Below are 13,573 nucleotides of genomic sequence, written 5' to 3'. Positions count from 1 at the left end.
CCGACCGCCGGTCGAGGAGCGCGCGACGCAGGAGCACGCGTCTCGAAAGCGCGACACGAACGTCGAGCGGGTTGAGGAGCGCGCGACGCAGGAGCACGCGTCTCGAAACCCCACCCCGTAACGATCGGCTCTCGGTCCGCGGTCCGCGCGGCCTCGCGGCATCCGCTCGGCCAGACCTCGCTACCCTTGTCAGGTGGGATTGAGGAAAGACGCGCGACGCGCGGTGAAGCTCGCCAAAGACATCATGTGGTCGCGGCGTGCGCAGCGCACCCTGCGCGTGAAGCTCGCCGAGCGGCCGCCGCTCGAGCCGCACAAGTACCGGATCGGCGTGTACTTCGCCGACGGCAAGGTCAACCTGTACCAGCTGCGGCAGTGGTACGCGCCGCTCGCAGAGCTCGCCGAGACCCACCCGGTGCTGCTGCTCAGCCGTGCCTCGGGCGCCGCGCTGAAGCTGTTCGACGAGTCGCCGCTGCCGGTCGCGTACGTCCGCCGTGTCGCCGACCTCGAACGCGTCATCCACGAGCAGGACCTGCACGTCATCCTCTACGTGAACCAGAACGCGAAGAACTTCCAGATGATGCGCTACGGGCGCCGCTGGCACGTGTTCATCAACCACGGCGAGTCCGACAAGATGTACATGACCACGAACCAGTTCAAGGCGTACGACTACGCCCTGATCGCGGGTGACGCGGCGCGTGCGCGTCTCGACAAGGTGCTGTGGGACTACGACTTCGACAAGCGGGCGATCCCGATCGGGCGGCCTCAGGCCGACCACTACCTCGACGGCACGCCGCTGCCGTACACGCCCGATGAACGCGAGGTCGTGCTCTACGCGCCCACCTGGGAGGGCGACCGTGCGGCCGCCGCCTACGGGTCGATCGCGTCGCACGGCGTCGACCTCGTCGAGGGGCTGCTCGCCACCGGGCGCCACCGCGTCATCTACCGGCCGCACCCGCGCTCGGGCGTCGTCGACGAGGCGTACGGCGCCGCGAACAAGCGCATCATCGCCGCCATCGAGCAGGCGAACGCCGCCGACCCGCAGGCGAAGCACTTCTACGACGACGGGCCCAAGCTCGGGTGGCAGCTCGCCGCCGCCGACGTCGCGATCGTCGACATCTCGGCCATGGTCTACGACCGGCTCGCCGCGGGCAAGCCGCTGCTCGTCACTCGCCCGGCGAACCCGGCCGCCGAGGTCGACACCACCGGCTACCTGCAGGCGTGCGAGTGGCTCGTCACAGGCTCGGGCGAATCCCTGGTCGCGAGGGTCGACGAGGTCGCCCACGACGACTCCGCCCTCGAACGGTTGAAGTTCTGGGTCGAGCGCTACTTCGGCGACACGACGCCCGGCGCGACGACGGCGCGGTTTCACGCGGCGATCGACCACCTCATGGCCGAGTGGGAGCGCTTCGCCGCACTGCACGCCGAAGACGGCGAGGTCGACGACCACGACGTCGAGGGCGAGAAGGCCGAGGCGCGCGGGGGCGACGAGTCCGAGCTCGGCTGAGCCCGCCTCAAGGAGCGGCGACGCGTCTCGACACCACCCCTCCCGCTGGTTGAGGAGCGCGGACGCGGAGCGGCGACGCGTCTCGAAACCTGGTGAGTCGCGGGGTATCGACACGCGTCCGACTTCGTCGGGCGCTCCTCAACCCACGGACTGGTGCACCGAGACCCGCTCAGTGAGGCTGCGGCCCCGTGGCATCCGGCTCGTCGACGACGGCTGCTGAGATCTCGTCACCGACCTCGCCGGCAGCGCTGCGCGCCTCGGCGAGCCGGCGGAAGGGCCGCTTCGCGGCTCGGCCGACGGCGCCGCCGACGAGCCCTGCCCCGCGCACGAGCCGCTTGCCCGTCGAGGTGAGCATGGTCTCGTCGCCGCGCGGTTCGAGCTCGGCGGGCAGCACCGGGGGAGCGGCGCCGAAGGCGAGCCGCGACTGGGTGAGCACCCGCCGCCCGAGCACGTGGTTGCCGACGCCGCCGATCGCGGCGCCGATGCCGAACGGGATCGCCTTGCCGATGATGCCCGCGCCACCGCGCACGGCGAACTGCTTGATGAACACCTTGCGAAGGCGGTCGACGACCGTTCCCATGACGGCCTTCGGCAGGCTGTTCGTGATGAGCTCGCCCCAATAGGCGTTGCGGGCGACGCCCGAACCGCTCGCCTGGCCGGCGAACTGGCGCACGAGGTCGCTGCCCTCCTGGCCGAGCATGAGCGTCATCACGAGTGCGCGGGCGCGTTCGGGGTTCTCGACGTGGATGCCGTGGACCTCGGCGACGGACTGCGCGAACAGCGCCGTCGCCTCGAGGAACCCGGCGGTCTCCACTCCCGACAGGGCGAGGGTGACGCCGGTGCCGATGCCCGGCACGACGGCGGTCGCGCCGACGGCCGCGCCGCCCGTCGTGACCGCGGCGAGATAGCGGCGTTCGAGGATGCGCACCAGCTGCTCGGGGGTCGCGCCCGGCGAGCGACGGCGGATGCTGCGCAGATGCGCCACGACGACCGGACGCTGGATCGCGAGGGCGCGGTCGATCGCGCGCTCGACGCCGTGGGCGCGGCCCTCGTCGACGCGGGGCGCGGCGCCCGGTTGCCCGGCGCCTGGTTGCCCGGTGCCCTCGCGCGGGGCATCCCCTTGCATCGAGGTGATCGTGTGCACGCGCTCGGACATGCGCCGATTCTAAGCGGCCCACCCCGAGCGCCACCCGTGACCGAACCCCGATTCAGCGAGTGAGGCTCATTCGTTACGACCTCGAACGCGGAAACGGGGTTCACTCGCGCAGCGAGGCTACTTTCCGGTGCCGTACTCGCGGTTGTAGCGGTCGAGGACCTCGTCGATGGGGCCGTCGAGTGCGAGGGCGCCCTTGTCGAGGTAGAGGCCGCGGGTGCAGAAGCGGCGCAGGTCGCGCTCGTTGTGCGACACGAAGAAGAGGGTGCGGCCGCCGTCGAGCAGTTCGTCGATGCGGGCGTAGCACTTCTCGCGGAACGCCTTGTCGCCGACGGCGAGCACCTCGTCGACGAGCATGATCGGCTCTTCGAGCTGCGAGATCACGGCGAACGCGATGCGCACCTTCATGCCGCTCGAGAGGTGCTTGTAGGGCGTGTCGAGGAAGTCGCCGATCTCGGCGAAGTCGATGATGTCGTCGAATCGCGCATCGATCTGCGCCCGCGACATGCCGTGCAGGCCCGCCGTGAGGTACACGTTGTCGCGCACGGTGAGGTCGTCGACGAAGCCGCCCGTGATCTCGATGAGGGGGGCCACTCCGCCCGCGACGGTCACCGAGCCCTCGTCGGGCAGCATGACGCCCGCGACGAGCTTCAGGAGCGTCGACTTGCCCTGGCCGTTGCGGCCGACCACGCCGATCGCCTCGCCGGGGAGCACGTCGAACGACACGTCGCGCAGCGCCCAGAACTCGCCGGGCCGGGTGCGCCTGCGGCGCCCGGCGAGCAGGTCCTTGAAGGAGCGCCGGCCGCGGCGATTGCGGCGGAAGCGCACGCCGAGCCCCTCGACGCGGATGGCGAACCGATCGGCGCCGGGGGAGACGACGTCGTCGCGAACGGATGCCTCGGTCATCAGATCTCCTTCAGCACCTGTCGCTCGGACAGACGGAAGACCCAGAGCCCGAGGGCGAGGAACGCGAGCGACATCGCCGCGGCGACGCCCACCTCGAACCAGATCAGCTGCTCGGGGAAGAACGCGGCCCGGTACAGCGAGAAGATGCCCGACAGCGGGTTGAACGCCGCCCAGAACTGCATGTTCTCGGGGAGGTCGGTCGTCGCGTAGATGATGGGCGTCGCGTAGAACAGGAAGCGGAGCACGAGCTTCACCGCCCGCTCGAGGTCGCGGAAGAACACGACGAGCGGCGCGACGATGAGACAGATGCCGGCCGTGAGCACCGCCTGCAGCAGCACCGCGAGCGGGAAGAACACGACCTGCCAGCTGAGCGGCGCCTGGAACAGGAGCGCGAAGAGCGCGAGCACGGGCAGGGCGAAGAGGTACTCGATGCCCTTCGAGAGCACGATGCGGTTCACCCAGATCGTGCGCGGGATCATCGTCGAGCGCACGAGCTTCGCGTCCTTCAGGAAGGCGCGGGTCGAGTCGGAGACGGCGCCGTTGAACCACATCCACGGCAGCAGCGCGGTGAGCAGGAACACGATGTACGGGTCCTGGCCGACGCCCTTGTTGAAGACCTGCGTGAAGACGAACCAGTAGATGCCCGCCATGACGAGCGGGTCGAGCACCGACCAGACGTAGCCGAGCGCCGAGGTCGAGTAGCGGACCTTGAGATCGCGGGTGGTGAGCAGCCAGAGCGCATGGCGGTACCGCGCGAAGGGCGTCCGCTGCAGCGGATGCGCGTCGCGGTACGACAGCGATGCAGTGCTCATCACGTCTCTCATCGTAGATGCCCGGGCGGGGTAGATTTGATGCAGACGGGTGGCGACGTGCCGAGCCCGACCCCGAAGGAGCCGAGCGCGCCGTGCACCGCACCAGTACCCGTGTCATCCTCAGCTGCGCCGCGATCGGCGTCGGCGGCGGTCTCGTCGCGGCGGGTTCCGGCTATTTCGCCGGTCTCGTCGCCGGCATCGCGCCCATGCTCTACGGCATCACGATCGGCACGCACTTCCTGCCGAGCGCGGTCGCGCTGGCCCTGTTGAAGCGTCCGGGCGTCGGCATCCTCACCGGATTCATCGCGGGCCTCGTCGGCGCGGCGTTCGCCCCCCACTGGATCCTCCGCTTCCTCGGCACCGGCCTCCTCGTCGGCGCGCTCCTCGAACTGCCGTTCTTCCTCACCCGGTACAAGAACTGGTCGCCGTGGCTGTACTACGCGGCCGCCGGCGGCTCCGGCCTCGTGCTCGCGGCGGGCACGTTCATCGCCCTCGGCCCCGAGCACTACGCCCCCTGGTTCTGGGCGATCTACCTCGCGATGTTCGCGCTGAGCCCCGTCCTGTTCACCTGGCTCGGCCGCGTCATCGCCGCCTCGCTGTCGCGGGCGGGCGTCGCGCGCAGCCTGCGCTGAGCGCACGCCCGCCGCGGTCGCGGCCGGGCATGACGAAGGGCGGATGCCTCCGGCATCCGCCCTTCGTGTCTTGCGCTGTGTGTGGAGCAGGTCACACGAAGTGGTTCGCGCGCTCCAGGTCTTCGGCGAAGTCGATCTCGACCGCGTAGAGGTCGGAGACGTCCATCGGCTCGACGAGGAGGCCGTTCTGCTCGATCGCGAGCTCGAGGCCGCGCTCGAAGTAGTCCTGGTCGCCGACGCGCTGCAGGTGGGCGAGGAACGTCGCCTTGTCGCGGCTCGAGATGTAGTTGATGCCGACGGCCTCGCCGAGCCCGCCGCGGACGGTCTTCGAGAGCGCCTTGATGTAGCCCTCGGCGCTCGTCGTGTACTTCACCTCTTCGTCGGAGACCTTCGCCGTGTTGACGGTGACGAACGACTGGTCGCGTGCGATGAGCGGGAGCGCCCGGTCGAGGATGGCGGGGTCGAAGACGACGTCGCCGTTCATCCACAGCACGCCGCCCTGCTGCGAGGCCGCGAGGGCGCGCATGAGCGACTTCGACGTGTTCGTCTGGTCGTACTCCTCGTTGTAGACGAACGACGCCTGCGGGAACGCCTCGATGATGTGCTCGAGCTTGTAGCCGACGACGATCGTCACGTCGACGTTCTTGCCGAACGCGTGCTCGACGTTGTCGAACTGCTGGCGCATGATGGTACGCCCGTCGCTGAGCTCGGTCAGCGGCTTGGGGAGGGATCGGCCGAGCCGGCTTCCCATGCCGGCCGCGAGAATCACGATCTGGGTGGTCACTACTGCATCTCCTTCGGTGGGTCGGATGCCCCCACCGGACGCCCCCGCAGCGCGGAGTTCGCCCGGAGTTCATCCGGAAGTTCACATGTGGACACGCCGTTATGCCGCATCCCAGAGTATCCGGGGGCCCTCTCGGCCCGCCATTCGAGAGGTGGTGTCGTAGTGGGATCGTGATATGACGCACAGGGAATCCACAGTCAGACTGATCGAGCTCCAAGGCGCGCTCGGCGGGCCGTCGTTGGTAGGTTGGCTGGGTGACTTCTGTTTCGCGCTCTGATCACGACGACGAAGCTGGCGAAGACACCGGTGCGGGGGCGCCTCGAAAGAGCGAAACCGAACCGGGTGCGACCGGCGGTGATGCGTCGAGCGCTCGCACGGCGAGCGCACGCGGCGCGAGCGCGAAAGCGGGCACGGCCGCTGCGAAGACCGGCGGCAAGTCCGCCGCGAAGACGATGACCCCCGCCGAACGTTCGGCGGCGCGCTCGGCCGCGGCCAAGAAGGCCGCCGCGACCCGCAAGGCGAACAAGGCGGCCGCTGCCGCCGCCGCGGAGGGCGAGGTCGCCGCGAGCGTCGACTCGAAGCGGACGGGCGCCTCGAACGCGGCCTCCACGGCCGCGAGCGCCGCCCGCGGAACCGGGGCGAAGTCCGCACGCACGCCGCGCGACTCCGCCGCACGGAGCACCGCGAGCACCGCGGGCGTCCGCAGCCGAGCGGCCGCCGCGGCCAGTGCGCAGCGCCAGGCGCAGCAGCGCGTCGCCGCCGCCGTCACGACCGAGACCACCGCGGCCGAGCGGGCTCCCCGCCGGCCGAGCGACCTGACGATGCCCGCGATCGCGAACGACCCGCCCGTCGTCGCCGGGCACGACGACGACTACGGGATCGACGACGACCTCGAGATGACGACCGAGCGTCGTACGCCCGTCGCCGAGGTGCGGGCCGCGGTCGCGGCCGTCGCGGCGAGCGAGGCCGCCCTGGCCGCTGCCGACACGCGCGAGGTCTCGGTCGTCGCCGAGCCGGAGACGGTCGCAGAGGCAGAGCCGGCCGCCGAGCCTGAGCCGGTCGTGGAGGCCCAGACGGTCGCAGAAGCCGAGCCAGTCGCAGAACCCGAGCCAGTCGTGGAGGCCGAGCCCGTCGTGGAGGCCGAGCCCCTCGCCGACGCAGAGATCACCGAGACCTCCGCGCCGCTCATCGCGGCGCAGTCGGTCGCGGTGATCCCCGCGAAGAAGAACGCCGCACCGCGCAAGAAGCGCACGCTGCGCGTCGCCCGGCCGGCGCCGCCCGAGGGCACGCCGAACGTCCTCTCGATCACCGGGCTCATCAAGCGGTTCGGCGAGAACACCGCCGTCGACGGCATCAGCCTCGACGTGCGCGCAGGCTCGTTCTTCGGCATCGTCGGGCCGAACGGCGCCGGCAAGACGACGACGCTCTCCATGGTCACCGGCCTCCTCCGCCCCGACTCTGGCACCGTGCGCATCCACGGCATCGACGCGTGGGCCGACCCGCACGCCGCGAAGCGCGCGACCGGGGTCCTGCCCGACCGGCTGCGGCTCTTCGACCGGCTGACGGGTGCGCAGCTCCTCTACTACTCGGGCGTGCTGCGCGGGCTCGACGACCGCACCGTGCGCGAGCGCAGCGGCGACCTCATCGCGGCCTTCGGCCTCGACGACGCCGTCGACCGCCTCGTCGCCGACTACTCGGCCGGCATGACGAAGAAGATCGCACTCGCCTGCGCCATGATCCACTCGCCGCGCCTGCTCGTGCTCGATGAGCCGTTCGAGTCGGTCGACCCGGTGTCGGCGGCGAACCTCACCGAGATCCTCGAGCGCTACGTCGCCGGCGGCGGCACCGTCGTGCTGTCGAGCCACGGCATGGACCTGATCGAGCGCGTCTGCGACTCGGCCGCGATCATCGTCGCGGGCCGGGTGCTCGCGGCGGGCAGCCTCGACGAGGTGCGTGCGGGTCAGACCCTCGAAGACCGATTCGTCGAGCTCGCGGGCGGACGCAAGGCAGCGGAAGGCATGGAATGGTTGCACAGTTTCTCCGACTGAAACTGCGCCTGCTGGCGAACATCTTCCGCCGCAGCACCTGGCAAGTGGTCGGCATCGTGCTCGGCCTCGTCTACGGGCTCGGGCTCGCTGCGCTGCTGTTCTTCTCGCTGGTCGGGCTGCGCTTCGTCGACGACGTCGAACCCATCCGCGACATCCTCGTGGTGGCCGGGGCGGCGACCGTGCTCGGCTTCATCGTCTTCCCGCTCGTGTTCGGCACCGACGACACGATGGATCCGCGCAAGTTCGCCTTCTTCGCCCTGCCCGATCGCACCCTGGCCCTGAGCCTCGCGGTCGCGGGGCTCGTCGGCATCCCGGCCCTCGTCCTCGGCATCATCCTCCTCGGCACGGTCGTCACCTGGTCGCGCGGGGTCGCCGAGACGCTCCTCGCCCTCATCTCCGCGGCGCTCGCCTTCGCGACGTGCCTGCTGCTCGCCCGGGTCACGACCGCGCTCGCGTCGTTCCTCCTCTCGACGCGGCGTTCGCGCGAGCTGATGGGCGTCATCGGGCTGCTCCTCATCGTCATGCTGTCGCCCATCATCGTGGTGCTCGTCACGCTCGACTGGGCGAACTCGGGGCGTGACATCCTCGAGGTGCTCGCCGGGGTCCTCGGATGGACGCCGTTCGGCGCCGCCTTCGCCGTGCCCGGCGATGCCTCGGCCGGCGCATGGGGCCCGGCGATCCTCGAACTGCTCATCGCGGTCGCGACGCTCGGAGCGATCTGGCTCGCGTGGCAGGCGCTCGTCGCGAAGATGCTCGTCACGCCCGGCCGCGAGGCGTCGGCGAAGAGCTACCGCGGGCTCGGCTGGTTCGACCGCATGCCGCACAACGCCACCGGCGTGGTCGCCGCTCGCAGCTTCACCTACTGGTTCCGCGACGCGCGCTACTGGGTGTCGATCGTCATGGTGCCGATCGTTCCCGTCCTCGTGATGGTGCCGCTCGGCGTCGCCGGCGTGCCGATGGAGTACCTCTGGCTCGTGCCGGTGCCGCTCGTGTGCCTCTTCCTCGGGTGGAGCCTGCACAACGACACCTCCGCCGACTCGACCGCGATCTGGCTGCACATCACCTCGGGCGTGCGCGGCAGCGCCGACCGCCTCGGGCGTCTCGTTCCGGTGCTCGTCGCCGGCGTGCTCGTGATCGGGCTCGGCAGCGCCCTCACCGTGTTCGTGCTCAACGACTGGCGCCTGCTGCCGTCGCTCCTCGGCGTGAGCACGGCGCTGCTGCTCGCGGGCCTCGGCGTCGGCTCGGTCACGTCCGCGCGGTTCCCGTACCCCTCGGTGAAGCCCGGCGACAGCCCCTTCCAGCAGCCGCAGTCGACGGGCGGCATCACGGCGCTCGTGCAGTCGCTCACGATGCTCGCCTCCGTGCTCGTCGCGGCGCCCGCGGCGTTCTTCGCCACGCTCGGGATCCTCGTCGACCCGAGCTGGCACGCGGCGGCCCTGGGCTCGGGTGTCGGGCTCGGAATCCTTGTGCTCGCTGTCGGCGTCTGGTGGGGCGGGCGCGTGTTCGACGCCCGCGGGCCCGAGATGATCGCGGCCGCGATCCGCGCCTGAGCCGCCGCGCGATCGTGCCGGCAACCGCGCCGCCGGGTCGCCGAGCGGCCGTGCGGGGCGCGGTCGTGGCATCCACGCGTAGAATCGAGCGCATGATCCACACCGTGCGCGCGAGCATCGCCGACCCCGGACAGCCCGGCGGCGGCACCGACGTCCTCGACCGCGAACTCGAGAAGCTCCTCAACGAAGAGGCGATCGAGCCGGGCGACCACGAGCGCTTCTCGCACTACGTGCAGAAGGACAAGATCCTCGAGTCGGCGCTCACCGGCAAGCCCGTGAAGGCGCTGTGCGGCAAGAAGTGGACCCCGGGTCGCGATCCCGAGAAGTTCCCGGTCTGCCCGAGCTGCAAAGAGATCTACGAGAAGATGAAGTCGGCCTAGCCGGCCCGCACGGGCGGTCGCCGGCGGCTCAGCGGTAGCTGGTCGGGATGACCGGCTCGCCGCGGCCGAGCCGGAACGCCTCGATCGGCAGCTCCTGCATCACCTCGGCGCGGTGCGCCCGCGCTGCCGTGGTGCCTTCGGCGCCGAGGAACGCCGGGTCGACCTCGCCGTTCGAGACGAGCTGCACCATGAGCGGGCGCAGCTGGTCGTCGGCGTCGAACTCGGCCTCGCCGTCGGGGCCGTCACCGACGAACACGAGCTCTTCGCGTGCGGTGCGGGTGCCGTCGAGACGGCGGGCCGCGTTCTTGCGCCCGCCGACGCTCGCCTTCTGCGTGGAGGCCTTGGCGACGGGGATCCACTCGCCGGCGTCGTCGCGTCGGGCGACGAGCTTGTAGACCATGCCGGCGGCGGGGAACCCCGAGCCGGTGACGACGGCCGTACCGACGCCGTAGCCGTCGACGGGGGCGCCCGAGAGGCCTGCGATGGTGAACTCGTCGAGGTCGCTCGTGACGGTGATCTTCGTGTCGACGGCGCCGAGCCCGTCGAGCTGCTCGCGCACCGCGGCGACCACGGTCGGCAGGTCGCCCGAGTCGATGCGAACGGCGCCGAGCTCGGGCCCGGCGACCTTGACCGCGAGTTCGACCCCGCGGTGGATGTCGTAGGTGTCGACGAGCAGCGTCGTCTTCGGGCCGAACGCCTCGACCTGCGCGCGGAACGCGCCCTCTTCGGTGTCGTGCAGGAGGGTGAAGGCGTGGGCGGCGGTGCCCATCGTCGGGATGCCCCAGGTGCGCCCCGCCTCGAGGTTCGAGGTGGCGTCGAAGCCCGCGATGTACGCGGCACGGGCGGCGGCGATCGCCGCACGCTCGCTCGTGCGGCGCGACCCCATCTCGGAGATCGGTCGGCCGAGCGCGACCGAGACCATGCGCGCCGCGGCGCTCGCGACGGAGGAGTCGTAGTTGAGGGTCGAGAGCACGATCGTCTCGAGCATGACGGCCTCGGCGAAGCTCGCCTGGATGGTGAGCAGCGGCGAACCCGGGAAGTACGCCTCGCCCTCGCGATACCCCCAGATGTCGCCGGTGAAGCGGTAGTCGGCGAGCCAGTCGATGGTCGCGGGGCGCACGACCTCGTGCTCGCGCAACCACTCGAGCTCGGGGTCGTCGAAGCGGAACCGCTGCACGAGCTCGAGGAGGCGCCCGGTGCCCGCGACGACGCCGTAGCGTCGCCCGTCGGGCAGGCGTCTCGCGAAGGCCTCGAAGAGGCTCTCGCGGTGGGCGGTGCCGTCGAGGAGGGCGGCATCGACCATCGTGAGTTCGTAGCGGTCGGTGAAGAGGGCAGCTGAGCCGGTCACGCATCAGAGCCTACTGGGGCGTCGACGGCGAGGGCGGGCGGGCCGCGCCGCGTGAGCCTCGACTCGCCTAAGCTTGATCCTCGTGACGGATGCACCGATCGGAATCTTCGACTCGGGTGTCGGTGGACTCACCGTGGCCCGCGCCGTCAAAGACCAGCTGCCGAACGAGTCGATCCTCTACATCGGCGATCTCGAGCACTCGCCCTACGGGCCGAAGAAGATCGCCGACGTGCGCGGCTACGCGCTCGCCGTCCTCGACGACCTCGTCGCGCAGGGCGTCAAGATGCTCGTCATCGCCTGCAACACCGCGTCGGCGGCGATGCTGCGCGACGCCCGCGAACGCTACGACGTGCCCGTCGTCGAGGTGATCCAGCCGGCGGTGCGCCGTGCGGTCGCCGCGACGAAGACGGGGCGGGTCGGCGTGATCGGCACCCAGGGCACGATCTCCTCGCGCGCCTACGACGACGCCTTCGCGGCGGCCCCGCACCTCGAGCTGTTCTCGCAGGCGTGCCCGCGATTCGTCGAGTTCGTCGAGGCGGGCGTCACGACGGGCGACGAACTGCTCGCCGTCGCCGAGGAGTACCTGGCGCCGCTGCGCCGCGCCGACATCGACACCCTCGTGCTGGGCTGCACGCACTATCCGTTCCTCAAGGGCGCGATCTCGTACGTCATGGGCGAGGACGTCACCCTCGTCTCGAGCGACGTCGAGACCGCGAACGACGTGTACCGCGTGCTCGTGAGCGGCGGCATCGAGCGCCGTGCGCCCGAGCCGCCGAGCTACCGCTACGAGGCCACCGGGCAGTCGACGAGCGCGTTCCTCGACCTCGCCCACCGACTCATCGCCCCCGAGATCCCGAGCGTCGAGCTCGTGCAGACGGGAGCGGTCACCATCCCAGACCGAGAACAGCTTCGACAGGAGAACCTATGACCGAGGCATCCGCCCCTGCGATCGTGCGCGCCGACGGGCGCACCCCCGACCAGCTGCGCGAAGTGACCATCGAACGCGGCTGGAGCGCGCACGCCGAAGGCAGCGCGCTCATCTCCTTCGGCGGCACGAAGGTGCTGTGCACGGCGAGCTTCACGAACGGCGTGCCCCGCTGGCTGAACGGCAAGGGCAAGGGCTGGGTCACCGCCGAGTACGCGATGCTGCCCCGTGCGACGAACACGCGCAACGACCGTGAGAGCGTGAAGGGCCGCATCGGCGGCCGCACGCACGAGATCAGCCGGCTCATCGGCCGCAGCCTCCGCGCCGTCGTCGACATGAAGGCGCTCGGCGAGAACACGCTGCAGATCGACTGCGACGTGCTGCAGGCCGACGGCGGTACCCGCACCGCGGCGATCACGGGCGCGTACGTGGCCATGGCCGACGCCATCGAGTGGGCGCGCGGACAGAAGTTCATCGCGCAGCGCGCGACGCCGCTCATCGACACCGTCTCGGCCGTGTCCGTCGGCATCATCGACGGCACCCCCATGCTCGACCTCGCCTACACCGAGGACGTGCGCGCCGAGACCGACATGAACGTCGTCGCCACCGGCCGGGGCCTCTTCGTCGAGGTGCAGGGCACCGCGGAGGGCGCGCCGTTCGACCGTCGCGAGCTCGACTCGCTGCTCGACCTCGCGCTCGCCGGCACCGCGTCCCTCACCGAGCTGCAGCGCGCCGCGCTCGCCGCGTCGCTCGAGGCGGGGGAGTGAGCGTGGCCGAGCCCCGCCCCCTCGAGGTCGTGCTCGCCACCCACAACGCGCACAAGGTCGCCGAGTTCCAGCGCATCCTGGGCGAGCGGATGCCTGGCCTCACCGTGCTGCCGTACGACGGGCCCTCGCCCGTCGAAGACGGCACGAGCTTCGCCGCGAACGCACTCATCAAGGCGCGCGCGGCCGCCGCGCACACCGGGCGCATCGCGCTCGCCGACGACTCGGGCATCGCGGTCGACGTCATGGGCGGCGCCCCCGGCATCTTCTCGGCGCGCTGGGCGGGCCACTCGGCGGGCGACGTCGAGAACGTGAAGCTGCTGCTCGCGCAGCTCGGCGACGTGCGGCGGCCGAACCGCGGTGCGGCGTTCCACTGCACGATCGCGCTCGTCGTGCCGGCGGGGCTCACCGGCGACGCGGGTGACGCGGACGCCGTGGCATCCGAGTTCGTCGCAGAGGGCCTGTGGCGCGGTGCCGTGACCTACGAACCGCGCGGCTCGCACGGGTTCGGCTACGACCCCGTGTTCGAACCCGAGGGGCACGAGATCACCGCGGCCGAGCTGCTGCCCGAGCAGAAGAACGCGATCAGCCACCGGGCGCGCGCATTCGAGGCGCTCATTCCCGAGCTCGAGCGGGTCGCGGCCCGCGTCGCCGCGCGCGACTGAGCGGTTCGCCCCGTCGCGACTGAGAACGCGACTCATTCCGGCTGTGTGAGCGCGGTGCGGAACGGCCTGCCGCGTGACTGAGAACGCGACTCATTCCTGATT

General features: G+C 70.9%; 13 protein-coding genes. 8 read left to right on the top strand and 5 right to left on the bottom strand.

From position 1 onward, the window contains the following. Window positions 1-193: 193 nt before the first annotated feature. On the top strand, window positions 194-1,504 hold the full coding sequence (locus tag ACFVTX_RS02135; protein ID WP_386897622.1) for a CDP-glycerol glycerophosphotransferase family protein: 1,311 nt from the start codon (window positions 194-196) through the stop codon (window positions 1,502-1,504). Window positions 1,505-1,673: 169 nt separating this feature from the next. Here ACFVTX_RS02135 and ACFVTX_RS02130 read toward each other — a convergent pair whose 3' ends face one another. From ACFVTX_RS02130 to ACFVTX_RS02120, 3 genes are all read right to left on the bottom strand, one after another. Further along, window positions 1,674-2,660 carry a hypothetical protein gene (locus ACFVTX_RS02130; protein WP_386897621.1) on the bottom strand — a complete coding sequence of 329 codons (987 nt, stop codon included), beginning with the start codon at window positions 2,658-2,660 and terminating at the stop codon, window positions 1,674-1,676. A gap of 117 nt (window positions 2,661-2,777) precedes the next feature. Then, the gene (locus ACFVTX_RS02125; RefSeq protein WP_386897620.1) at window positions 2,778-3,563 is read right to left on the bottom strand and encodes an ABC transporter ATP-binding protein; all 786 of its coding nucleotides are present in this window, start codon (window positions 3,561-3,563) and stop codon (window positions 2,778-2,780) included. Further along, the gene (locus ACFVTX_RS02120; RefSeq protein WP_386898727.1) at window positions 3,563-4,375 is read right to left on the bottom strand and encodes an ABC transporter permease; all 813 of its coding nucleotides are present in this window, start codon (window positions 4,373-4,375) and stop codon (window positions 3,563-3,565) included. The genes ACFVTX_RS02125 and ACFVTX_RS02120 overlap by 1 nt, the downstream gene beginning before the upstream one ends. A gap of 92 nt (window positions 4,376-4,467) precedes the next feature. Between ACFVTX_RS02120 and ACFVTX_RS02115 the strand changes: the two genes are divergently transcribed. Next, window positions 4,468-5,007, top strand: coding sequence for an ECF transporter S component (locus ACFVTX_RS02115; RefSeq protein WP_386897619.1), 540 nt, complete (start codon window positions 4,468-4,470; stop codon window positions 5,005-5,007). A 91-nt stretch (window positions 5,008-5,098) separates the two neighbouring features. Here ACFVTX_RS02115 and ACFVTX_RS02110 read toward each other — a convergent pair whose 3' ends face one another. Continuing rightward, a complete protein-coding gene (locus ACFVTX_RS02110) occupies window positions 5,099-5,791 on the bottom strand; it encodes an NTP transferase domain-containing protein (protein WP_386897618.1) in 693 nt (230 codons plus the stop codon). A gap of 452 nt (window positions 5,792-6,243) precedes the next feature. Between ACFVTX_RS02110 and ACFVTX_RS02105 the strand changes: the two genes are divergently transcribed. The 3 genes from ACFVTX_RS02105 to ACFVTX_RS02095 all read left to right on the top strand — a co-directional run bounded on the left by ACFVTX_RS02105 (window position 6,244) and on the right by ACFVTX_RS02095 (window position 9,769). After that, window positions 6,244-7,839 (top strand): ABC transporter ATP-binding protein, encoded by a 1,596-nt coding sequence (locus ACFVTX_RS02105; RefSeq protein ID WP_386897616.1) that lies wholly within the window; start codon window positions 6,244-6,246, stop codon window positions 7,837-7,839. Next, on the top strand, window positions 7,815-9,389 hold the full coding sequence (locus ACFVTX_RS02100; RefSeq protein ID WP_386897615.1) for a hypothetical protein: 1,575 nt from the start codon (window positions 7,815-7,817) through the stop codon (window positions 9,387-9,389). The genes ACFVTX_RS02105 and ACFVTX_RS02100 overlap by 25 nt, the downstream gene beginning before the upstream one ends. Before the next feature lie 92 nt (window positions 9,390-9,481). Then, entirely contained in the window at window positions 9,482-9,769 is a 288-nt protein-coding gene (locus tag ACFVTX_RS02095) for a DUF3039 domain-containing protein (RefSeq protein ID WP_386897614.1), read from the top strand. Window positions 9,770-9,797: 28 nt separating this feature from the next. Here ACFVTX_RS02095 and ACFVTX_RS02090 read toward each other — a convergent pair whose 3' ends face one another. Then, window positions 9,798-11,117 carry a nicotinate phosphoribosyltransferase gene (locus ACFVTX_RS02090; protein WP_386897613.1) on the bottom strand — a complete coding sequence of 440 codons (1,320 nt, stop codon included), beginning with the start codon at window positions 11,115-11,117 and terminating at the stop codon, window positions 9,798-9,800. A gap of 82 nt (window positions 11,118-11,199) precedes the next feature. Between ACFVTX_RS02090 and murI the strand changes: the two genes are divergently transcribed. The 3 genes from murI to rdgB are packed head-to-tail and all read left to right on the top strand — an operon-like array spanning window position 11,200 to window position 13,471. Beyond that, window positions 11,200-12,045, top strand: coding sequence for a glutamate racemase (gene murI, locus ACFVTX_RS02085; RefSeq protein WP_386897611.1), 846 nt, complete (start codon window positions 11,200-11,202; stop codon window positions 12,043-12,045). Next, a complete protein-coding gene (gene rph, locus ACFVTX_RS02080; protein ID WP_386897609.1) occupies window positions 12,042-12,809 on the top strand; it encodes a ribonuclease PH in 768 nt (255 codons plus the stop codon). The genes murI and rph overlap by 4 nt, the downstream gene beginning before the upstream one ends. A gap of 2 nt (window positions 12,810-12,811) precedes the next feature. Continuing rightward, complete coding sequence (rdgB, locus tag ACFVTX_RS02075) at window positions 12,812-13,471, top strand: RdgB/HAM1 family non-canonical purine NTP pyrophosphatase (protein WP_386897607.1); 660 nt, start codon at window positions 12,812-12,814, stop codon at window positions 13,469-13,471. The last annotated feature ends 102 nt before the right edge of the window (window positions 13,472-13,573 follow it).

Source organism: Agromyces sp. NPDC058136 (assembly GCF_042884375.1).
Taxonomy (GTDB): Bacteria; Actinomycetota; Actinomycetes; order Actinomycetales; family Microbacteriaceae; genus Agromyces.
Note: the sequence above shows the minus strand (reverse complement) of the source record. Positions and strands in the feature narration are given on the sequence as shown.